This window comes from Pseudomonas sp. Ost2, from assembly GCF_018326065.1.
Lineage (GTDB): Bacteria > Pseudomonadota > Gammaproteobacteria > Pseudomonadales > Pseudomonadaceae > Aquipseudomonas > Aquipseudomonas gingeri.
The window spans coordinates 104,022-125,000 of record NZ_AP021904.1; the positions used below are offsets into that span (position 1 = coordinate 104,022).

Here is a 20,979-nt window from a genome sequence, read left to right on the forward strand (position 1 = left end):
GGCTCACCAGCCCATCTCCATGAAGAACAGGGCGGCGACGGCGTCCAGCACGATCACGATAAAGATCGACTGGACCACGCTGGAGGTGGTGTGGGCGCCGACCGACTCGGCGCTGCCGCTGACCTTGAAGCCCTCCAGGCAGCCGACGGCGGCGATCAGGAAGGCAAAGAACGGTGCCTTCACCAGGCCGACCAGGAAGTGCTGGGCGCCGATATCGGCCTGCAGCAGGGAAAGGAACATTGCCGGCGAGATGCCCAGCGACAGCGCGCAGACCACGCCGCCGCCGACAATCCCGCAGAGCATGGCGAGGAAGGTCAGCATCGGCAGCGCGATCAGCAGCGCCAGGACCCGTGGCAGCACCAGCAACTCCATGGGATCGAGGCCGAGGGTGCGAATGGCGTCGATTTCCTCGTTGGCCTTCATCGAGCCGATCTGCGCGGTAAAGGCGCTGGCGGTGCGACCGGCCATCAGGATCGCGGTCAGCAGCACGCCGAATTCACGCAGGAAGGAGAACGCCACCAGGTCCACGGTGAAGATACTGGCGCCGAAGCTTGCCAGTACGGTCGCGCCGAGAAACGCCACCACGGCTCCCACCAGGAAGGTCAGCAGCGCAACGATGGGCGCGGCGTCGAGGCCGGTCTGTTCGATGTGGGCGACCATGGGCGTGATCCGCCAGCGCGAGGGGCGCAACAGGCTGCGGGCGAAGGTCTCGAGGATCAGGCCGATGAAGCCCAGCAGTTGCAGGGTGTCTTTCCACACCTGGTCGACGGCGCGGCCGATCCTTTCGAGCAACTGCATGCCGGCGGCCTGCTCCGGTTCCTTGACCGGTTCGCAGAAGTCCGCCAGCGAGCAGTACACGGTTTGCAGCAATGCGCGGTCGGCGGCGGACAGGTGCTCGGCATGGTCGGCCAGCTGGCCGAGGCGTTCGGCACCCAGCAGTTCCACCAGCAACGAGGCGCCGGCGGTGTCGAGGGCGCCCAGTTGGTCGAGGTCGACGGCCGCGGCGGCGTCATAGTTGCCGATCAGCCCGGCGGTGCGCTTTTTCAGCGCGGTGTAGTGGGCCAGCGTCCAGTCGCCGCTGATCCGCAGGCGTACGGGCGTGCTCGAGGTATCCAATTGGGCATTGCCGGCCATCGCGCTGATGATCATGAGCTCCGTGCTGGATAGGCGTTTGCGCAAAGCACTTTAATAGCACGACCGGTCGGCGAATCACTAGGACCCTTGTGCGGTGTTTGCGGGTTGTTCCTGGTCGGTGATCTCGAAACGCAATACGCCGAGCATCTGCCCGTCCTCGGTGAGCACCCGCACCAGCCAGTGTCCGCTCGGGTCGGCCGGGAAGTTCTGCTTGTGGGTCCAGGCACGATAGCCCTCCTTGCGCCCACCGTGGATATCCAGGGCGATCCGGTCGACCTCCTGCCCGTTGAATTCCCAGACATGGTAGATCCGCTCGTCCAGTCCGCGCGGTGCGTTGATCGAAGTGTAGGCATAGAGCCCGGCGTTGCGCACCTGGCTGGCGCTGACCTGTTTCAGGCTGTCACCGGGGGTGCGGTCCTGCAATTGCGTGGTCACCGCGACTTCGGTCATCCACAGGGTCGCGGGCGGGACCCAGGAGCGCAGCAGCCAGCCCGAGCCGCCGATGGCCAGGGTCACGCTGACCAGCATCAGCCAGCCGCGCACGCTGCGCAGCGGCAGGCTCACCGCCAGGCTGGGGATCGACAGCAGCATGGCGGTACCCAGGGCCAGCTTGTAGCTCTCGGCGGTGGTCAGGTGCAGGATGATCGGCAGCGCGGTGAGCAACGCGGCGAACAGCGTCAGGGTATGCAGGCCGAGCAGCAGCCAGCGTTTCGGCGCCAGCCACTTGTAGTACAGCGGGTCGGTGATCGACACCAGCGCCGCCGCGCCGAGCAGGCTGGTGAACACCAGTTGGCCGCTGTTCCAGGTGGTGGTGATGAAAAAGAATGGCAGGACGAAGAACAGGCTTTCCTGGTGGATCAATTGCGTCGCATAACGCAACAGCGGTTCCGGGATCTCGCGCTTGAACAGCCGGCTGAACAGTTGGGTCAGGGCGTTTTCCAGCATCAGCCAGAGCCAGCTCAGCAACAGCACGATGGCGATCAGGCTGGCCTTGCTCTGCTGGCGGTCGACCAGGATGAAACTGGCGATCCCCGAGCAGAAGCCAAAGGCCGCGATAACCCCCGGATAACGCTTCATCAGTTCGAGGAGGCGCTGGATCAAGAGGGTCAGTTTCGGCATTCGGCGATTCACAGGGCTGGCGGGAGAAATACCCTGACACAATACCGTTTTAACGCCGGGGATGGGAGCAAGCGTATTTGATGGTTCCTGGTGCCAGTGGTGATCGTTGCCACGCGCGGCAAAGCATGCAGCCCGTGACGCTCGGCGTCACAAAGCGGACGCAGAGCGTCCAGGGAGGCATTCCCACGCGGAGCGTGGGAACGATCCTTCACGGACGGGGGATCTGGTGGCGGCGCCAGGCGCGCCAGCCCAGCAGGCCGAGCACGATCAGCCCGAGCAGGCCCGCGCCCAGCCACAGCAACTGGTCATAGCTGAACAGCGGTTTCTCGATCCGCAGGTAGCCCGGCTGTTCGAACAGTTTCTGCAGGGCCTGGTTGGCATCCTTGAGCGTCACGGCCTGCAAGGCCTTGGCCGGGTTGCTGAAATGGCCGTCTTCGTAATCCCCCAGGGCGCCCCAGTAATAGTCGGCCAGGGCACTGTTACCCTGCACTGCCCAGGCCTGACGGGCAACGGCGGCCTGTTGCAGGCGGGCGAAGGTCGCCGGGTCGAGGCCGTCCTTGAGCAGTTGTGCCTTCAGCTCGGCCAGCACCTGCTTCGCCTCGCCGAGGTTGTCCCGTTCGACATCGGCATTCAGGCTGAAGAAGCCGACGCCGCCGAGCACCTCGCGTTCGCTCCATGGGCCATAGGACAGGCTGTGGGCCAGCCGCAACTGACGGTAGAGCGCCCAGTCGAGGTAGTCCTTGAGCAGGTCGAGGGCTTCGTCGGGTTGATCCTCCAGCACCGGCTCGGGAAACAGCCAGTGGATCTTCGCGCCGTTGCCGACCCAGCCACGGGTCAGGTCGCGCTGCGCGGCGCCGTGGTGGAGGATCTGCGGCAGTGGCAGGTGGTCGTTGGGCTCGACCGGCTGCAGTGCGCCAAAGGCCCGGTCCAGATAGGCCGGCAGCAGGCGATCGAGCTCGCCGACCATGATCAGGGTCATGTTGTTCGGCGCGTACCAGTTCTTGCGTACCGCCTCCAGCTGTTCGCGGGTCAGGTGCTCGACCCCTGCCCGTCCGGGACATTTGAGGCCCAGTTCCACGGCCAGCTGATCGCTGCTGCGGTGCCCGCTCTCCTGAATATCCAGCCAGCGCTGCAAGTGCGAGTAGTGACCGCCGTCCTCGCGCTCGACCACCTGCTTGGCGGCGGCGATATCGGCGTCGCTGAAGCGGGTCCGGGTCAGGACGGCCAGCAGCAGGTCGAGGATCTTGCGCTGGTTGTTGGCCGGTGCCTCGATCACGAAGGTGGTATCGGCGTCGCTGGTGTAGGCGTTCCACTCGCCACCGAGGGCCTGCATGCGTTCCTCCAGGCCGCCCTCGCCGCTGCCGTCGATGCCGCTGAACAGCAGGTGTTCGAGCAGGTGCGGCAGTTCCTTGTCGGCGCAGGCGAAATCGTCGAAGCCGACGCCCACCACCAGGCGGATCGCCACATGCCCGCGTTCGCTGCCGGGCTTGAGCAGCAGTTGCAGGCCGTTGGGCAACTGATAACCCTCGACCTGGAAGCGATCAAGGGCATGGGCGGGGGCAAGGCTGAGCAGCAGGCACACGAACAGCAGGCAACGCATAACCATTTTCCGAGGACAGGTTCCTACGCACAGACAACGGTGAAACCGTGGACGTTCAAGGCGAGTGGGTGATATCGGCTGTTTCTTCCGAGGCCAGCGCGCCGGTCTCGGAGGTTTCCAGGACCACATAGGCGCTGCTGCAGAATAACGAATTCAGACGCTTCATGTCGGCAATCAGCTCCAGATGCAGGGAGCTGGTCTCGATGCTCTGGACGATCTTGCGTTGCAGGCGACTGACATGGGCGTGGGCCAGGCGCCGTTCCTGGGCGCGGAAGCGGCGTTTTTCCCGCAGCAACTGGCGGGCGCTTTCCCGGTCGGCGCTGAGAAACACCGACAGGCCCAGGCGCAGGTTGTCGATCAACTGGCTGTGCAGGCCGGCCAGTTCTTCCAGGCCGACATCCGAGAACGAGCGGCGTTGCGCGGTTTTCTGTTGCTGGACCTTGCGCAGCATGCGCTCGATCAGGTCGGATGCCAGTTTCAGGTTGATCGCCAGCTCGATGATTTCCGCCCAGCGCCGGCTGTCCTGCTCGCCGAGGTCTTCCCGGGGCATCTGCGCCAGGTAGAGCTTGACCGCGCTGTAGAGCACTTCGACGTCGTCGCTCAGGCGGCGCATCTCGATGGCGACAGCGGTCTGCTTGCCCCGCAGCACGTCCAGCATGGCGGCGAGCATGTTGTCGATCAGGTCACCGATGCGCAGGGTTTCGCGCACGGCGCTGGACAGCGCCAGGCTCGGTGTGTCGAGGGCAGCGGGGTCGAGGTGGCGTGGCTTGACCTTGCCGTTGGCCTCCGGCCGTTCCGGCAGCAGCCAGGCGCACAGCCGCGCCATGGGCCCGACGCTGGGCAGCAGCACCAGGCAGCGTACGGTGTTGTAGAGCAGGTGGAAGCCGATGACCATTTCCTGCGGGCTGAAGTCCAGGCTGTCGATCCAGTGCACCAGCGGGGTCAGCACCGGGATGATCAGCAGCAGGCCGATCAGCTTGTACAGCAGGCTGCCGAGCGCGACCTGGCGGCCCGCGGCGTTCTGCATGCTGGTACCGAGGAAAGCCAGCACACCGCTGCCGATATTCGCGCCGATCACCAGGCCGATGGCCACCGGCAGGCTGATCACCCCGGCGCCCGCCAGGGTCGCGGTGAGCAGTACGGCGGCGAGGCTGGAGTAGGAGATCATGGCGAACAGCGCGCCGACCAGGGCGTCCAGCAGGATATCGCCGGTCAGCGAGGCGAAGACCACCTTCACGCCCTGGGCGTGGGTGATCGGCGCGGCGGCTTCGACGATCAGTTGCAGGGCGAGGATGATCAGCCCGAGGCCGATGCCCACGCGGCCCAGTTGCCCGGCGCGGGTCTGTTTGCGCGAGAGGAAGAAGATCACCCCGAGGAAGATCAGCAGCGGCGACAGCCAGGACAGATCGAAGGTCAGCACCCGGGCCATCAGCGCGGTGCCGACGTCGGCGCCGAGCATGGTTGCCAGGGCCGGGGTCAGCGCCATCAGGCCCTGGCCGACAAAGGAGGTCACCAGCATCGCCGTGGCGTTGCTGCTCTGGACCATGGCCGTGACCAGGATACCGGCGACAAAGGCCAGCGGGCGCCGGGCCATGTTCTGGCCGATGACATGGCGCAGGTTGGAGCCGTAGACCCGCAGGATACCGGTCCGGACGATGTGCGTGCCCCAGATCAGCAGGGTCACGGCGGAAAGCAGATTGAGCAGGGTGAGCATGAAGGGGCCCCCTGGAGTTCCAGTGCCCTGAACGGGCCAATGTATATACCGCGCGCCTTTCTACGACTTGTCCTTAAGCTTTAGTCGGCTATCGGGCCAAGCGCCAGCATCGCATAGTCAAAGCCTGCCTTGAAACAAAACTGTCACAAATTCAGCTTCCTGCGGACGCAAAAAAGGGGCAGCGAAGCCCCTTTCCTGTGGTTGCCGACGCTTCGGGTTTATTGACCCGGAACATCCTTGCGCAGTTTCACCGGATCCTGCTGCTGTTTCTTTTTCTGCATCGCGGTGCGCATCTTGATGTTGATCGCTTCCACGGCCAGGGAGAACGCCATGGCGAAGTAGACGTAGCCTTTTGGCACATGCACTTCGAAGGCTTCGGCGATCAGCACGGTGCCGACCACGATCAGGAACGACAGGGCGAGCATCTTCAGCGACGGGTGCTTGTCGATGAAGTCGCCGATGGACTTCGAAGCCAGCATCATCACCAGTACCGCCACGACGATGGCCGCGACCATCACCGGCACATGGGAAACCATGCCGACCGCGGTGATCACCGAATCCAGCGAGAACACGATGTCGATGATCGCGATCTGGATGATGGTGTAGAGGAAGTTGCCGCCCTTGCCCTTGGGTTCGTCGCCGACTTCCTCGTCTTCGCCTTCCAGGCCGTGGTAGATCTCCTGGGAGCTTTTCCACAGCAGGAACAGGCCACCGAAGAACAGGATCAGGTCGCGTCCGGAAATGCCCTGGCCGAAGACCACGAACAGGTCGGCGGTCAGGCGCATGACCCAGGTGATCGACAGCAGCAGGAGGATCCGCGTGACCATCGCCAGGGCGAGGCCGAAGATCCGGGTGCGCTGCTGCATGTGCTTGGGCATGCGGCTGACCAGGATCGAGATCATGATGATGTTGTCGATGCCCAGGACAATCTCCAGGGCGGTCAGGGTGAAGAAGGCAACCCAGATTTCCGGGTTGGTCAGCCAGTCCATGTGTATTCCTTTGCGCGAGTGTTGGGCCACCCCGGCGCCGACCTGTGCGTTACCAGGTCCGGTCGCCGGGGTGGCGGTGAATCGTTGTCTTTACAGACTGCCGAAAAACGGGAAGGTCCCCAGCAGTAGTGCTCCCACTAGTATGCACAAGCACACCAGCACTGCCCATTTCAGGGTAAACCGTTGGTGATCGCCAAACTCGATACCGGCCAGGGCGACCAGCAGGTAGGTCGATGGTACCAGCGGGCTCAACAGGTGGACGGGTTGGCCGACGATCGAGGCACGTGCCATTTCCACGGCGGTGATGCCGTAGTGGCTGGCGGCTTCGGCCAGCACCGGCAGCACGCCGTAGTAGAACGCATCGTTGGACATGAAGAAGGTGAACGGCATGCTGGCCAGCGCGGTGATCACCGCCAGGTAAGGGCCCAGCGCCGGTGGAATCACCGCCAGCAGGCTCTTGGACATGGCGTCGACCATGCCGGTGCCGGACAGGATACCGGTGAAGATGCCCGCGGCGAAGATCAGCCCGACCACTGCCAGCACGCTGCCGGCGTGGGCCGCGATACGGTCCTTCTGCTGTTGCAGGCACGGGTAGTTGACGATCATGGCGATACTGAACGCGACCATGAACAGGACCGGCAGGGGCAACAGCCCGGCGATCAGCGCGCACATCAGGCCCAGGGTCAGGGCACCGTTGAACCAGAGCAGTTTCGGCCGACGGGCATCGGGGAATTGCGAGACGCTGATTTCACTGTGGTCGATATCGTCGCCGAGCACATGCAGTTCACCGAGGCGGGCACGCTCGCGCTTGCCGTAGAAGTAGGCGATCAGCAGGATCGCGACCACCCCGGCGCACATGGCCGGGATCATCGGCACGAAGATATCCGACGGGTCGACGTGCAGCGCGCTGGCGGCACGGGCGGTCGGGCCGCCCCAGGGGGTCATGTTCATCACGCCGCCGGCGAGAATGATCAGCCCGGCCATGATCCGCGGGCTCATGCCGATGCGGCTGTACAGCGGCAGCATGGCGGCGACGCAGATCATGTAGGTGGTGGCGCCGTCACCGTCGAGGGACACCACCAGGGCCAGCACGGCGGTGCCGACCGAGACTTTCAGCGGGTCACCCTTGACCAGCTTGAGGATCTTGCGCACGGCCGGGTCGAACAGGCCGGAGTCGATCATCAGGGCGAAATAGAGAATGGCGAACATCAGCATCACGCCGGTCGGCGCGAGCTTGGTGATGCCTTCGATCATCATCTTGCCGATGCTGGGGGCGAAGCCGCCGAACAGGGCGAAGATGATCGGCACGATGATCAGCGCGATCAGCGCGGACAGGCGCTTGGTCATGATCAGGTACATGAAGGTAATGACCATGGCGAAGCCAAGGAAAGTCAGCATGGGGATACTCCGGGCGTAACGCGGCTAGGGAAAGGCGAAGCGACTGGGGTCAGCGCAGGGCGGTCAGCGCGGGAGGCACGGGCGGAGTTGCAGCGAACAGGCGGGTCGTAGCGGACATCGGTATCACCAATTGTTGTTGTTGATTGGGCCGTTGAGCGTCTGCGAGACGCGCCACGGCCGACCGGTCTGGTGCCGGCGGTGAGGCGATGCTAATGGGGCAAGCTTTCAGCCAGCTTTCGTTGCTGAAAGTCGGACGGAAGGTCATGGGCGTTGTCTGGGCACCGCGCGCTGGTCGGAGTGGGCTTGCCCACGAACGCGCAGCGACAGGCGGATCGCGTTATGGTTCTTCGCGGACAAGCCCGGCTCCCACAAATACATGCGGTCAGGGCAATTCGAGCCCGCCCGCGGCCTTGTGCAGGCTGCGCAGGTGCTCGCCGACCAGCTTCAGGTTGGCTTCGCTGGCTTCGATCTCGGCCTCGCGCGCCGGGTCGAGGAGTTTGCGCACTTCCTTGTCCAGGTCGCCGGTGAGGCGTTGCAGCTGTTGCTGGCGCTGGCTGCTTTCGGCTTCCAGACGCTGCCATTCGCCCGGTTGCGGCAGGCCATAGCCACCACTGCCGAGCAGTTCCGCCGGGCGACTGAGGAAGCCGCTGTTGGCGAGGATGGCCTGCAAGGTACGGTTGGCCTGGTCCATGCCGCCGTCCTTGATATCGCGTCCGCCCAGGTACTTCTGCTTGACCTCGTCCTGGGCCAGCAGCAGTTGCCGGCGATAGCCCGCCTGCTCCAGCAGCAGCAAGGCGGCGCTGGTGCGCAGGTCGGCCTGGGCGAACCAGGGGCGGCGTTCTTCCGGGGACAGCGACAACCAGTCTTCGACGGTTTCCTGCCTGATCGGCAGGTGTTTCTTCAGCACTTCGAACATCGCCTGGTAGCGGTCGCGGTAGGAGTCGAAGCGATACCCCAGGCGCAGGGCTTCACGCGGGTCGTCGAGCACGCTGGTGTCGGCCAGGCCACGGCCCTTGAGCACTTCCAGCAGCCCGTTTGGCATGATGCTATCCAGGCCCTTGAGCTGGGCATTGTCGGTGCCGCTGCGCAACAGCTTGAGGGTCTCGACGGCGCAGTTGTTGGTCACGAAGTAGTAGTTGCCGTCGTAGCTCCAGTGCATTTCGGCGGCGTGCTCGACGACTTCCTCGATTTCCCGGCGCGACAGTTTCAGCGGCACCGAGGCCAGGCTGCGCAGTTCGGTCTTGGTGTATTCGTCGATGACCTGGGCCAGCGGCAGGACGAACAGCCGCGACGGATAGGCACCGGTCAGGCCACCCCAGGTCGAGAGTTGCACGTCGTTGACGAAGGCGCGGTACGACAGCACCAGGTGCTGGTCCAGGTCCAGCCGGCAATCCGGTCCGCGTGGACGGCCGGGGGCGCAGATCACCAGGCGCAACATGCTGTGGCCCCAGCGGCTGACCCAGTTCTGGTTGGCTTCGGCCAACAGGTAGTCGACTTCATAGACCCGCTCGGGATCGATCCGGCCCAGCGGGGTCTTGCCGAAATCGTTGCCGGCATTCAGGAACGGGAAGGCCTTGTCGCAGTTGTCCTTCGCCGGCGGCGCCCAGCCGAAGCGTTCCTGGTAATAGCGGTACAGTGCCGGCCGACGGCAGGCGTAGGCCGGGTCGAGGAGGAAGTACTCCATGTTGACCGCGACGAACTCCTTGGGATTGGTGGTCTCGTAGATATCCGGGCTGCGGGCGACCTGCTTGTTGTGCTGCTCGCGCTGGCCGCGGGTGCCCACCGACTGCTGCCAGCCGGCCAGGTCCAGCAGGCGCGGGTCGTCGCTGAGGGTAAAGCGTCGGTTGGTCTGGCCCCGGCATTGGTCGGGCAGGCCGATCAGGCCGGTGTTGTCGTTCTGTCGGCTGCAGCGCTGGATCAGCGTGCGTTCGGCATCGGGCCACAGGCGGGCGCGGTCATAGATGTGGGTGAGCTCATGGAGCACGGTGGCGAGCATTTCCTCGCGCACGGTGCCATGGGGGCGGTTGGTCTTCTTGCTGGCCGCGGAGCCGTCCACCAGGCCGGGGAGCAGGTTGCGGTTGAGGTCCAGCTCCGCGACCAGGGTTGCCTGCCCGTAGGCATTGGCCGGCATATCGGTCGACCAGCCGACGTCGATGCGTCGGTCCAGCTGCTCGATAAAGCGTGGCGGCAGGTGCGCCATGGCCTCATCGAGCAGGACCTGGCTGGCACTCTGTTCGGCGGGGCTCAGGCCGTCGGTCTTGAGCCGCAGTTGCAGGCCGGCCTGGGCCGCGTTGCCACTGAGCAACAGCGCGCAGGCCAGCAGCCAGCCGGCAAGTGGCCTCACAGAGCGAGAATGGCTTCGGCGAGGGTCTGGTCGCTGGCGTCGCGGGCTTCCGGCACCTGGGTACGCAGGGCATTGAAGGCGGCTTCCAGTTGCGCTCCACGGATCTCGCCATGGCTGGCGACAAAACTGGCGGCATCGTCATGGGCTTCGCGAACCACTTTCGAGTCGCGGATCGAGGTGGTGGTGTCCGAGGTGAAATCGATGGTACGGCCCGAGGCACGCACGATGATGTTGCTGGTGGCCACCAGGGTATGCGCCGAAGCCACGTCGGCCAGCAACAACAGGCCGAGGGTAGCGGCGATCAGGGGGGTACGCATGAAGTGTCTCCGGGATACAGAAGTGACTATTGGACGAGAATTGCCTCGGCCAGTTCAAGGTCGCTGGCATGAAGTTTTGGCTGGGCCCGGCGCAGCCAGGCCAGGGCCGACTCCAGTCGTGCGCCGCGTAACCGGCCGTCACTGGCGACAAAGGCTGCGGCGTCATCCTGGGCCGCCAGTATCAGTTTATGGTCGAAGGGCGCGGTGGTCACCTGGCTGGTGGCATAACCGCTGATGACGACGCCTTGTGTGGTCAGGTCGAATGCGTGGGCCTGAGTGATCCAGCAGAGTGCTATGAGCAATAAGGATAGTGAACGCATGGGTCTCGAGGGCTGAATGAACGAGCGTCAAGGCTAGCGGAATGCGCGGACCAGAGCCAGCGCGCCAATTATCGATGAAATATCGTGCAACGTTGCACACCCTTTCAACACTCAAGCGCGGTCCTTTGCAGGAGCTGGGCTTGCCCGCGAAGCTTTTGACAATTTCAACGGCCCCTTCGCGGCGATGCGGCGTCCCGACAAGCCCGGCTCCTGCAGATCATTCGGTTCAGATCGCCAGGATCGCCTGGGCCAGTTGTGCATCGCTGGCTTGCAGTTGTGGCGCCTGGCGCCGAATCGTGTCGAATGCGCTTTCCAGCTTCACGCTGCGGATCTGCCCGTCGCTGGCGACGAAGCTGGCGGCGTCGTCTTGGGCGGCGCGTACGATCTTGTTGTCACGCAACGACGAAGTGGCATCGGACGTCGCGTCGGAAGTGGCCTTGAGGGCGCCGACCAGGGAGTCGGTGGTGACGATGAAGCTGCTGGCATTGGCCGTGGCGGCCAGGCACAACAGGGCAGCAGCGCTGAGCAGGCGAAGACGGGACATGGTGGATCTCCTGGACATGAGTAGGAACAGTGGCGCAAGGCAACAACGGCCACTCGGACGCGATAAGCGATGAACCTCAGACGCACATTCCGCGCTGCGGGCTACCTATGACCGCGATAGTAGGCGGAGTTCCCGGTGGACGGAAAGCCGGTTCTGTCGTCCTGATAGCCGGGCTAGAGCCTTTTCGTCGGATTTCATAAACTGTACCGGTTCATTTTTAATTTATTTAAAACTGTACATGTCCGGGTGTTTCCCGTTCCATCGGACAATCCCGGGGCCGGAAACGACAAAGCCCGTCGCGGTTTCCCGCGACGGGCTCTGTTTTTTCAATTCGGGTGCTGGCGGTGGACCCGGTGGGTCAGGGCCAGCGAGCGCTGCTTAGCGCCAGAACGGCTTGCTCAACTCTTCGTAGCGCTGTGCTTCGCTGATACCGGCATCGGCCAGCAGGCGAGCATCCAGGCGAGCCAGTTGATGGCGGCTGGCGATACGGCGCTGCCACAGCATCAGGTTGGCGAGAACGCGCAGAGGCAGGGCAGCTTGAGCGTTGGTAGCGGTGTTTTCGTAGAACAGGTCGGAACTGAGTGTACGTTCCATGATTGACATCCTTCCGCTTATGGCGGGATTAGGTAGTGGTTTAACTGATGCCAATGATCCTCCTCTTTGCCTAGTCTCTCTAGATACAGTTCATCTGTATTGTGAGGGACCAGTTAACTGTTTATAGGTGCTGTACTGCTCATAATTGAGGCAACTGTACCTGTCGGCACAATATTGGTGCATTTTTGGTCGAATGGGGGAAATCGGGGGAGGTTTCAGCAGGAAAATGACCGGTACAGCAGTACAGTTTTTATCAGTTGTTTGGGGAAGGCGCTCCCGCTGACGAAACTGTGTTTGCGTCAGCGGGAAACTGTATCAATCAGTCGGCCAGCATTTTCCCGGTTTCTTCCAGGTTGATGTGCCAGCTCAGTGCATCGCGCAGGATGTGCGGTGTGTGGCCGCCCAGGGCGCAGGCACGTTCGAAGTAACTGTCGAGTGCCTCGCGGTACATCGGGTGCACGCAGTTGTCGATCACCGCCCTCGCCCGCTCCCGTGGCGCCAGGCCGCGCAGGTCGGCCAGGCCGATTTCGGTGACGAGGATATCGACGTCATGCTCGGTATGGTCCACATGGCTGACCATCGGCACCACGCTGGAGATCGCCCCGCCCTTGGCGATCGACTTGGTGACGAAGATCGCCAGGTGCGCGTTGCGCGCGAAGTCCCCGGAACCGCCGATGCCGTTCATCATCCGCGTGCCGCAGACATGGGTGGAGTTGACGTTGCCGTACAGGTCGAACTCCAGGGCGGTGTTGATGCCGATGATACCGAGGCGGCGCACTACTTCCGGGTGGTTGGAGATTTCCTGCGGACGCAGCACCAGCTTCTCTTTATAGCGTTCCAGGTTGCCGAACACATCGCTGTTGCGCCGGCTCGACAAGGTGATCGAACTGCCGGAGGCGAACGACAGCTTGCCCGCGTCGATCAGGTCGAAGGTCGAGTCCTGCAGTACCTCGGAGTACATGGTCAGGTCTTCGAACGGCGAGTCGATCAGGCCGCACATCACCGCGTTGGCGATATTGCCGATGCCGGCCTGCAGCGGGCCGAGTCTGTTGGTCATGCGCCCGTCGGCCACTTCTTCCTTGAGGAAGGCGATCAGGTGGTCGGCGATGGCCTGGGTGTCGGCGTCCGGCGGGGTCACGGTGGACGGCGAGTCGGGCTGGTTGGTGATCACGATGGCGACGATCTTGGCCGGATCGATCGGGATCGCGGTGCTGCCGATGCGATCATCGACCTTGACCAGCGGGATCGGCGTACGGGTCGGGCGATAGCTGGGGATATAGATGTCGTGCAGGCCTTCCAGGTTCGGATTGTGCGCGAGGTTGATCTCGACGATCACCTGCTTGGCGAAGATGGCGAAGCTGGCCGAGTTGCCCACCGAGGTGGTCGGCACGATATGCCCCTGCTCGGTGATCGCCACGGCCTCGATGACCGCCAGGTCCGGCAGCTTGAGCTGCTTGTTGCGCAGTTGCTCGACGGTTTCCGACAGGTGCTGGTCGATAAACATCACTTCGCCGGCGTTGATCGCCTTGCGCAGGGTGCTGTCGACCTGGAACGGCATGCGCCGCGACAGGACACCGGCTTCGGTGAGCTGCTTGTCGAGGTCGTTGCCCAGGCTGGCGCCGGTCATCAGGGTGATCTTCAGCGGTGACAGCTTGGCGCGCTCGGCCAGTGCATGAGGGACGGCCTTGGCCTCGCCGGCGCGGGTGAAGCCGCTCATGCCGACGGTCATGCCGTCCTGGATCAGGGCGGCAGCGTCAGCCGCGCTCATCACCTTGCTGGAAAGAGAAGGCAAGCGAATACGATCACGGTACATGGAGTTTTTCTCGGGCAACGGAGGCAAGATGCGCAGTCTAGACATTTCAAAAGGTTTCGCCGCCCGACCAAGGTCGAATGCCAGGCCCCGATTCAGAGCCTTCGGTCGGTTTTCTGCGGGCAAAGAAAAACCCCACCCTACTAAAGGATGGGGTTTTCGGTATTGCGCTACGGCAAGGTTTTACTCGACAGCCTTGACCATGTCCTCGATCACCTTCTTCGCGTCGCCGAAGACCATCATGGTCTTGTCGAGGTAGAACAGCTCGTTATCCAGGCCGGCGTAGCCGCTGGCCATGGAGCGCTTGTTGACGATGATGGTCTTGGCCTTGAAGGCCTCGAGAATCGGCATGCCGGCAATCGGCGACTTCGGATCGTTCTTCGCTGCCGGGTTGACCACATCGTTGGCGCCGAGCACCAGCACCACGTCGGCCTGGCCGAATTCGGAGTTGATGTCTTCCATCTCGAACACCTGGTCGTAAGGCACCTCGGCCTCGGCCAGCAGCACGTTCATATGCCCGGGCATGCGCCCCGCCACCGGGTGGATCGCGTACTTCACGGTAACGCCGCGGTGGGTCAGTTTCTCGGTCAGTTCCTTGAGCGCGTGCTGGGCACGGGCCACAGCCAGGCCGTAGCCGGGCACGATGATGACCGTGTCGGCGTTGGTCAGCAGGAAAGTCGCATCGTCGGCCGAACCGGATTTCACCGGCCGCGCCTCTTTCGCACCGGCCGGGCCGGCGGCGTCCGCGCTGTTGCCGAAGCCGCCGAGCAACACGTTGAAGAACGAACGGTTCATCGCCTTGCACATGATGTACGAGAGGATCGCCCCGCTTGAGCCGACCAGCGAGCCGGCGATGATCAGCATCGAGTTGTTCAGCGAGAAGCCGATCCCCGCCGCTGCCCAGCCGGAATAGCTGTTGAGCATCGACACCACCACCGGCATGTCGGCGCCGCCGATGGGGATGATGATCAGCACGCCGAGCACGAAGGCCAGGGCCAGCATCAGGGCAAAGGCGCCGAGGTTGCCCGTCAGCATGAAGGTCACGCCGAGACCGAGGGTTGCCAGGCCCAGCAGCAGGTTCAGCTTGTGCTGGCCGCCGAACTGTACTGGTGCGCCCTGGAACAGGCGGAACTTGTACTTGCCCGACAGCTTGCCGAAGGCGATCACCGAACCGGAGAAGGTGATTGCTCCGATCGCCGCGCCGAGGAACAGCTCCAGGCGGTTGCCCGCCGGAATCGAGTCGCCCAGTTGCTTGACGATGCCCAGGGATTGCGGCTCGACCACCGCCGCGATGGCGATGAAGACCGCGGCCAGGCCGATCATGCTGTGCATGAACGCCACCAGCTCCGGCATCTTGGTCATCTCGACGCGCTTGGCCATGATCGAGCCGGCGGTGCCGCCGATCAGCAGGCCGACGATCACATAGCCGATACCCGCGGTAGCCAGTTCGGCCCCCAGCTTATAGATGAGGCCGATGGTGGTGAGGATCGCCAGGGCCATGCCGAGCATGCCGAACAGGTTGCCGCGCCGCGACGTGGTCGGGTGCGACAGGCCCTTGAGCGCCTGGATGAAGCAGATCGACGCGATCAGGTAGAGCGTCGTTACGAGATTCATGCTCATTACTTCGGCGCCTCTTCTTTTACGGCTTTCGGGGCTTTTTTCTTGAACATCTCAAGCATGCGGCGCGTCACCAGGAAGCCACCGAACACGTTTACCGCGGCCAGGGCCACGGCCAGGGTGCCCATGGTCTTGCCCAGCGGGGTCACGGTCAGCGCGGCGGCGAGCATGGCGCCGACGATCACGATCGCCGAGATGGCGTTGGTCACTGCCATGAGAGGCGTATGCAGCGCGGGTGTCACGTTCCAGACCACGTGGTAACCGACATAGATCGCCAGCACGAAGATGATCAGGTTGTAGATACCGGGGGAGATAAGCTCTTCCATCGTCTGAATCCCTGCTTAGGCGTTTTTGCGGATGACTTGGCCGTCGCGGCACATCAGGCACGCGGCGACGATGTCGTCTTCGAGGTTCACTTCGAACTGGCCTTCCTTGTTGAAGACCAGCTTCAGGAAATCCAGCAGGTTGCGGGCATACAGCGCCGAGGCATCCGCCGCGACTTCACCGGCCAGGTTGGTCGGGCCGCAGATGGTCACGCCGTGCTCGACCACCACCTGGTCCGCCACGGTCAGCGGGCAGTTGCCGCCCTGGGCGGCGGCGAGGTCGATGACCACCGAGCCGGGCTTCATCTGCGCGACCGTCTCGGCGCTCAGCAGCACCGGTGCCTTGCGACCGGGAATCAGTGCGGTGGTAATGACGATATCGGCCTGCTTGGCGCGTTCGTGCACGGCCTGGGCCTGGCGCTGCATCCAGCTGGCCGGCATCGGCCGTGCGTAGCCGCCGACACCGACTGCGCATTCGCGCTCTTCATCGGTCTCGTAGGGCACGTCGACGAACTTCGCTCCGAGGGACTCGATCTGCTCCTTCACCGCCGGACGCACGTCCGAGGCTTCGATCACCGCACCCAGGCGCTTGGCCGTGGCGATTGCCTGCAGTCCGGCCACGCCGGCACCGAGGATCAGCACGCGGGCGGCTTTCACGGTACCCGCCGCGGTCATCAGCATCGGCATGAAGCGCGGGTAGTGATGGGCGGCCAGCAACACGGCCTTGTAGCCGGCAATGTTGGCCTGGGACGAGAGCACGTCGAGGCTTTGCGCGCGGGAGGTACGTGGCGCGGCCTCCAGGGCGAAGGCCGTAATGCCCTGGGCCGCCAGCCTGGCGATGGTTTCATTGCTGAACGGATTGAGCATGCCCACCAGCACGGTACCGTGCCTGATCAGCGCCAGTTCACTGTCGCTGGGGGCGACCACCTTGAGAATCAGCTCGGCGGCAAAGGCTTCGGCGGCGCTGCCAATAGTGGCGCCTGCTGCCTCATACGCACTGTCGACAACGCTGGCGTTGAGCCCGGCGCCGCTTTGCACAGTGACCCTATGACCTTGGCCGACCAGCTTCTTGATGGTTTCCGGGGTTGCAGCAACCCGCGTTTCACCCGTCTGGGTTTCGAGAGGAACACCAATGTGCACGTCAAATCTCCTGCGTGATCTTTTTTATAAGAAGGCCAGCGCACTGCGGATGGTGCGACTGGAGCGGCCGATCAGCACGATCCCGCCGGTTTCGAGGCGGGGCGCGGCATTTTGCAGGCGAAAACTGCCCCCTTCAAGAGATTCTGAAAGGTGACGCAATATTAACTACAAGTCACCCTGTGACTGAATGTCGCACGGATTGGCCGCAGGCCCACAGAATAGAGGCCTCACATGGATTCTGGCTGGAAATGGAGAAATTTCGAATCGGCGACATGAATAAGTCGATATTGCAGGCGATATGGGCTGTAGCCCTTGCCATCAGGCACTTTCGTACAAGTTTGAGGGGAGTAGGTACAGTCTGCTTAAAGGCGACATATTCTTATATCTGTAGGGCTTTTGTTTTACTGACTACGAGGTCAAGTAATGGCGGAAAGCCTTCAGGAAAGCAGGCTGTAGCCTTGTGCCTGGTTTACCAGCCAGTCACGAAAAGCCCGTAAAGACGCCGATTCGACTTTCCGGTCGGGAATCATCAGGTAATAGGCCTTGATGCTGGAGAGCGCATTGGGGTTGGCGATCACCAGGCGTTTCTCGGCCAGTTCGCGCTGGATCAGGAACGGTGGAATCAGCGCGATCCCCATCTCGTGCATGGCGGCCTGGGCCAGCATGGAGAATAGCTCGTAGCGCGGGCCTGTCATGTCGCGGGGGATATTCAGTTCCTGGGCGTTGAACCACTGGCGCCAGGCGTAGGGCCGTGTGGTCTGTTGCAGCAGCGGCAATTCGGCGATCTGCGTCGCGCTCAGGCTCTGGCGGTTGCCGAGCATGGCCGGACTGCATACCGGCATCGGGTTCTCGCCCATCAGGCGATGGGATTCGGTACCCGACCAGTCGGCATCGCCGAAGTAGATGGCGGCGTCGAAGTCGGTATCGGCAAACAGGAACGGCCGGGTGCGGTTGGTCAGGTTGACCGTGACTTCCGGGTGCTGTTGCTGGAAATCCTTGAGTCGCGGCAACAGCCATTGGGTGCCGAATGTCGGTACCACCGCCAGTTCGATCACATTGGTGCCCTGCTGGCCCATGACGGACAGGGTGTCGCGTTCGACCGCGTCCAGTTGCGTGGCGATACGGCGGCTGTAGGACAGACCTGCCTCGGTCAGCTTCACGCCCCGTCGTGAACGTCGGAAGAGTTCGACACTGAGGAATTCTTCCAGGCTGGCGATCTGTCGGCAAATCGCGCCCTGAGTGAGGGAAAGCTCGACCGCGGCCTTGGTAAAGCTCTCATGGCGGGCGGCGGCTTCGAAGCTGACCAGCGCGGCGGTGCTGGGGATCTTCCTGCGCATATACGGCAACCTCACTAAATATGGGTCGAAAAGGCGTTCAAAAGGTTTTCGGAGTGAGAAATTAGCACAACAGCATGCGAAATCCTCGTTTGCCGGATCCTCGGGTGACGCCTAGGATCAATCCACGATATTTGACCTACTTCGCGAGGACTCTCCCATGGGCGGTAAAGCTAGCTTCAACTGGATCGATCCCCTGCTGCTGGATCAACAGCTCACTGAAGAGGAGCGGATGATTCGTGACACCGCCCAGCAGTTCGCCCAGGACAAGCTGGCGCCACGGGTTCTCGAAGCCTTCCGGCATGAAAAGACCGATCCGGCGATCTTTCGCGAAATGGGTGAGGTCGGCCTGCTGGGCGCGACCATTCCGGTCGAGTACGGCGGCAGCGGCCTCAACTATGTCAGCTACGGCCTGATCGCCCGTGAAGTGGAGCGCGTCGACTCGGGCTACCGCTCGATGATGAGTGTTCAGTCTTCCCTGGTGATGGTGCCGATCAATGAGTTCGGCACCGAGGCGCAGAAGCAGAAGTACCTGCCGAAACTGGCTTCCGGCGAATGGATCGGCTGCTTCGGCCTGACCGAGCCGAACCACGGTTCCGATCCCGGGGCGATGATCACCCGTGCGCGCAAGGTCGAAGGCGGCTACAGCCTGACCGGCAGCAAGATGTGGATTACCAACAGTCCGATCGCCGATGTGTTCGTGGTCTGGGGCAAGGACGATGCCGGCGATATCCGCGGTTTTGTTCTGGAGAAAGGCTGGAAAGGCCTGAGCGCCCCGGCGATTCACGGCAAGGTCGGCCTGCGCGCCTCCATCACCGGCGAAATCGTCATGGACAACGTCTTTGTCCCCGAAGAGAACATCTTCCCGGATGTCCGTGGCCTGAAAGGTCCGTTCACCTGCCTCAACTCCGCCCGCTACGGCATCTCCTGGGGCGCGCTGGGCGCTGCCGAATTCTGCTGGCACACCGCTCGCCAGTACACCCTGGATCGCCAGCAGTTCGGTCGCCCGTTGGCTGCCACCCAGTTGATCCAGAAGAAGCTGGCCGACATGCAGACTGAAATCACCCTCGCCCTCCAGGGCTGCCTGCGCCTGGGTCGGATGAAGGATGAAGGTACGGCGGCGGTGGAAATCACTTCGATCATGAAGCGCAACTCCTGCGGCAAGTCCCTGGACATCGCCCGCATGGCGCGGGACATGCTCGGCGGCAACGGCATCTCCGACGAGTTCGGGGTCGCTCGTCACCTGGTGAACCTGGAAGTGGTGAATACCTATGAAGGCACCCACGACGTGCATGCGCTGATTCTCGGGCGTGCGCAAACCGGCCTCCAGGCGTTCTACTGACAGGAGCTCGGCTCATGGGCGCGCTTTCGCATCTGCGGGTATTGGATTTGTCGCGGGTATTGGCCGGACCCTGGTCCGGTCAGATCCTCGCGGACCTGGGGGCCGAGGTGATCAAGGTCGAGCGCCCGGGCAACGGCGATGACACCCGTGCGTGGGGGCCGCCCTTTCTGAAGGACGCCTACGGCGAGAACACCAGCGAAGCGGCTTACTACCTGTCGGCCAACCGCAACAAGCAATCGGTCACCATCGACTTCACCCGGCCCGAGGGCCAGCGCCTGGTACGCGAGCTGGCGATGAAGTCCGATATCCTGATCGAGAACTTCAAGGTCGGCGGGCTGGCGGCCTATGGCCTGGACTACCCATCGCTCAAGGCGCTCAACCCGAACCTGATCTATTGCTCGATCACCGGGTTCGGTCAGACCGGGCCCTATGCCAAGCGTGCCGGCTATGACTTCATGATCCAGGGGCTGGGCGGGCTGATGAGCCTGACGGGCAGGCCGGAGGGCGATGAAGGTGCCGGTCCGGTGAAAGTGGGCGTGGCCCTGACCGATATCCTCACCGGCCTGTACTCGACCGTGGCGATCCTTGCGGCCCTGGCCCATCGGGATCATGGCGGTGGTGGGCAGCATATCGACATGGCCTTGCTGGATGTGCAGGTGGCATGCCTGGCCAACCAGGCGATGAACTACCTGACCACCGGGGTGGCTCCCAAGCGCCTGGGCAATGCCCATCCGAATATCGTGCCGTACCAGGACTTCCCTACCGCCGATGGCGACTTCATCCTGACGGTGGGTAATGACGGGCAGTTCCGCAAGTTCGCCGAGGTGGCGGGTCAGCCGCAATGGGCGGACGATCCGCGCTTCGTCACCAACAAGCTGCGGGTGGCCAACCGCGCGGTGCTGATTCCGCTTATTCGCCAGGCCACCGTATTCAAGACGACGGCCGAGTGGGTGACGCAGCTGGAGCAGGCCGGTGTGCCGTGCGGGCCGATCAATGATCTGTCGCAGGTGTTTGCCGATCCCCAGGTACAGGCGCGTGGGCTGGCCATCGAGCTGCCTCATGCCCTGGCCGGGCGGGTGCCGCAGGTTGCGAGTCCTATCCGGCTTTCCGAGACGCCGGTGGAATATCGTAATGCCCCTCCTCTATTGGGCGAGCACACGCTGGAGGTCCTGCAGCGGGTATTGAGCCTGACACCGGAGACGGTGGCTGGATTGCGGGAAGCCGGGGTGCTCTAGGCGCCCTGCTCTCTTCTATATAGGTAGGAGAGCCGGCTTGCTGGCGATGGCGTCCTTTGGATGCTGCAAGGCTCGCGGGCCCCATCGCTGGCAAGCCAGCTCCTA

At 63.2% G+C, this 20,979-nt stretch carries 18 protein-coding genes; 2 read left to right on the top strand and 16 right to left on the bottom strand.

Annotation, left to right across the window (positions count from 1 at the left end; translation table 11 throughout):
• Window positions 1–3: 3 nt before the first annotated feature.
• From KI243_RS00510 to KI243_RS00585, 16 genes are all read right to left on the bottom strand, one after another.
• The gene (locus KI243_RS00510) at window positions 4–1,149 is read right to left on the bottom strand and encodes an ABC transporter permease (RefSeq protein WP_017129184.1); all 1,146 of its coding nucleotides are present in this window, start codon (window positions 1,147–1,149) and stop codon (window positions 4–6) included.
• 63 nt (window positions 1,150–1,212) lie between these two features.
• Window positions 1,213–2,253, bottom strand: a complete 1,041-nt coding sequence (locus KI243_RS00515; protein WP_017129183.1) for a DUF5924 family protein — start codon at window positions 2,251–2,253, stop codon at window positions 1,213–1,215.
• Window positions 2,254–2,461: 208 nt separating this feature from the next.
• Window positions 2,462–3,853, bottom strand: a complete 1,392-nt coding sequence (locus tag KI243_RS00520; protein WP_103033002.1) for a pitrilysin family protein — start codon at window positions 3,851–3,853, stop codon at window positions 2,462–2,464.
• Between the two features lie 55 nt (window positions 3,854–3,908).
• Window positions 3,909–5,567 (bottom strand): Na/Pi cotransporter family protein, encoded by a 1,659-nt coding sequence (locus KI243_RS00525; RefSeq protein ID WP_017129182.1) that lies wholly within the window; start codon window positions 5,565–5,567, stop codon window positions 3,909–3,911.
• Window positions 5,568–5,785: 218 nt separating this feature from the next.
• The gene (locus KI243_RS00530) at window positions 5,786–6,556 is read right to left on the bottom strand and encodes a TerC family protein (RefSeq protein WP_017129181.1); all 771 of its coding nucleotides are present in this window, start codon (window positions 6,554–6,556) and stop codon (window positions 5,786–5,788) included.
• A 90-nt stretch (window positions 6,557–6,646) separates the two neighbouring features.
• Complete coding sequence (locus tag KI243_RS00535) at window positions 6,647–7,954, bottom strand: CitMHS family transporter (RefSeq protein ID WP_017129180.1); 1,308 nt, start codon at window positions 7,952–7,954, stop codon at window positions 6,647–6,649.
• Window positions 7,955–8,336: 382 nt separating this feature from the next.
• A complete protein-coding gene (locus KI243_RS00540) occupies window positions 8,337–10,298 on the bottom strand; it encodes a DUF4105 domain-containing protein (RefSeq protein ID WP_177118818.1) in 1,962 nt (653 codons plus the stop codon).
• Entirely contained in the window at window positions 10,295–10,615 is a 321-nt protein-coding gene (locus tag KI243_RS00545) for a DUF2388 domain-containing protein (RefSeq protein ID WP_017129178.1), read from the bottom strand. The genes KI243_RS00540 and KI243_RS00545 overlap by 4 nt, the downstream gene beginning before the upstream one ends.
• 26 nt (window positions 10,616–10,641) lie before the next feature.
• A complete protein-coding gene (locus KI243_RS00550; RefSeq protein ID WP_042936968.1) occupies window positions 10,642–10,935 on the bottom strand; it encodes a DUF2388 domain-containing protein in 294 nt (97 codons plus the stop codon).
• Between the two features lie 226 nt (window positions 10,936–11,161).
• Window positions 11,162–11,479, bottom strand: coding sequence for a DUF2388 domain-containing protein (locus KI243_RS00555; protein ID WP_017129176.1), 318 nt, complete (start codon window positions 11,477–11,479; stop codon window positions 11,162–11,164).
• A gap of 378 nt (window positions 11,480–11,857) precedes the next feature.
• Entirely contained in the window at window positions 11,858–12,073 is a 216-nt protein-coding gene (locus tag KI243_RS00560) for a DUF1127 domain-containing protein (protein ID WP_017129175.1), read from the bottom strand.
• A 319-nt stretch (window positions 12,074–12,392) separates the two neighbouring features.
• A complete protein-coding gene (locus KI243_RS00565; RefSeq protein WP_017129174.1) occupies window positions 12,393–13,886 on the bottom strand; it encodes an acetyl-CoA hydrolase/transferase family protein in 1,494 nt (497 codons plus the stop codon).
• Between the two features lie 180 nt (window positions 13,887–14,066).
• The gene (locus KI243_RS00570; protein ID WP_017129173.1) at window positions 14,067–15,503 is read right to left on the bottom strand and encodes an NAD(P)(+) transhydrogenase (Re/Si-specific) subunit beta; all 1,437 of its coding nucleotides are present in this window, start codon (window positions 15,501–15,503) and stop codon (window positions 14,067–14,069) included.
• Complete coding sequence (locus KI243_RS00575) at window positions 15,503–15,826, bottom strand: NAD(P) transhydrogenase subunit alpha (protein ID WP_003187010.1); 324 nt, start codon at window positions 15,824–15,826, stop codon at window positions 15,503–15,505. Before KI243_RS00575 ends, KI243_RS00570 begins: the two co-directional genes overlap by 1 nt.
• Window positions 15,827–15,841: 15 nt before the next feature.
• Window positions 15,842–16,963 carry a Re/Si-specific NAD(P)(+) transhydrogenase subunit alpha gene (locus tag KI243_RS00580; RefSeq protein ID WP_212810326.1) on the bottom strand — a complete coding sequence of 374 codons (1,122 nt, stop codon included), beginning with the start codon at window positions 16,961–16,963 and terminating at the stop codon, window positions 15,842–15,844.
• Window positions 16,964–17,400: 437 nt separating this feature from the next.
• A complete protein-coding gene (locus KI243_RS00585) occupies window positions 17,401–18,300 on the bottom strand; it encodes a LysR family transcriptional regulator (protein WP_212810327.1) in 900 nt (299 codons plus the stop codon).
• 157 nt (window positions 18,301–18,457) lie between these two features.
• On the opposite strand from KI243_RS00585, the gene KI243_RS00590 reads away from it, so the two are divergent.
• Together KI243_RS00590 and KI243_RS00595 are read left to right on the top strand one after the other, a co-directional pair.
• Window positions 18,458–19,639 (top strand): acyl-CoA dehydrogenase, encoded by a 1,182-nt coding sequence (locus tag KI243_RS00590; RefSeq protein ID WP_017129170.1) that lies wholly within the window; start codon window positions 18,458–18,460, stop codon window positions 19,637–19,639.
• Between the two features lie 14 nt (window positions 19,640–19,653).
• On the top strand, window positions 19,654–20,874 hold the full coding sequence (locus tag KI243_RS00595) for a CaiB/BaiF CoA-transferase family protein (protein ID WP_017129169.1): 1,221 nt from the start codon (window positions 19,654–19,656) through the stop codon (window positions 20,872–20,874).
• Window positions 20,875–20,979 lie beyond the last annotated feature (105 nt).

Excerpts from the sequence above, each read along its gene's own strand:
- KI243_RS00510 (WP_017129184.1), bottom strand. The coding sequence starts at position 1,149 with ATGATCATCAGCGCGATGGCCGGCAATGCCCAATTGGATACCTCGAGC.
- KI243_RS00515 (WP_017129183.1), bottom strand. The coding sequence starts at position 2,253 with ATGCCGAAACTGACCCTCTTGATCCAGCGCCTCCTCGAACTGATGAAG.
- KI243_RS00520 (WP_103033002.1), bottom strand. The coding sequence starts at position 3,853 with ATGCGTTGCCTGCTGTTCGTGTGCCTGCTGCTCAGCCTTGCCCCCGCC.
- KI243_RS00525 (WP_017129182.1), bottom strand. The coding sequence starts at position 5,567 with ATGCTCACCCTGCTCAATCTGCTTTCCGCCGTGACCCTGCTGATCTGG.
- KI243_RS00530 (WP_017129181.1), bottom strand. The coding sequence starts at position 6,556 with ATGGACTGGCTGACCAACCCGGAAATCTGGGTTGCCTTCTTCACCCTG.
- KI243_RS00535 (WP_017129180.1), bottom strand. The coding sequence starts at position 7,954 with ATGCTGACTTTCCTTGGCTTCGCCATGGTCATTACCTTCATGTACCTG.
- KI243_RS00545 (WP_017129178.1), bottom strand. The coding sequence starts at position 10,615 with ATGCGTACCCCCCTGATCGCCGCTACCCTCGGCCTGTTGTTGCTGGCC.
- KI243_RS00550 (WP_042936968.1), bottom strand. The coding sequence starts at position 10,935 with ATGCGTTCACTATCCTTATTGCTCATAGCACTCTGCTGGATCACTCAG.
- KI243_RS00555 (WP_017129176.1), bottom strand. The coding sequence starts at position 11,479 with ATGTCCCGTCTTCGCCTGCTCAGCGCTGCTGCCCTGTTGTGCCTGGCC.
- KI243_RS00560 (WP_017129175.1), bottom strand. The coding sequence starts at position 12,073 with ATGGAACGTACACTCAGTTCCGACCTGTTCTACGAAAACACCGCTACC.
- KI243_RS00565 (WP_017129174.1), bottom strand. The coding sequence starts at position 13,886 with ATGTACCGTGATCGTATTCGCTTGCCTTCTCTTTCCAGCAAGGTGATG.
- KI243_RS00570 (WP_017129173.1), bottom strand. The coding sequence starts at position 15,503 with ATGAGCATGAATCTCGTAACGACGCTCTACCTGATCGCGTCGATCTGC.
- KI243_RS00575 (WP_003187010.1), bottom strand. The coding sequence starts at position 15,826 with ATGGAAGAGCTTATCTCCCCCGGTATCTACAACCTGATCATCTTCGTG.
- KI243_RS00585 (WP_212810327.1), bottom strand. The coding sequence starts at position 18,300 with ATGCGCAGGAAGATCCCCAGCACCGCCGCGCTGGTCAGCTTCGAAGCC.
- KI243_RS00590 (WP_017129170.1), top strand. The coding sequence starts at position 18,458 with ATGGGCGGTAAAGCTAGCTTCAACTGGATCGATCCCCTGCTGCTGGAT.
- KI243_RS00595 (WP_017129169.1), top strand. The coding sequence starts at position 19,654 with ATGGGCGCGCTTTCGCATCTGCGGGTATTGGATTTGTCGCGGGTATTG.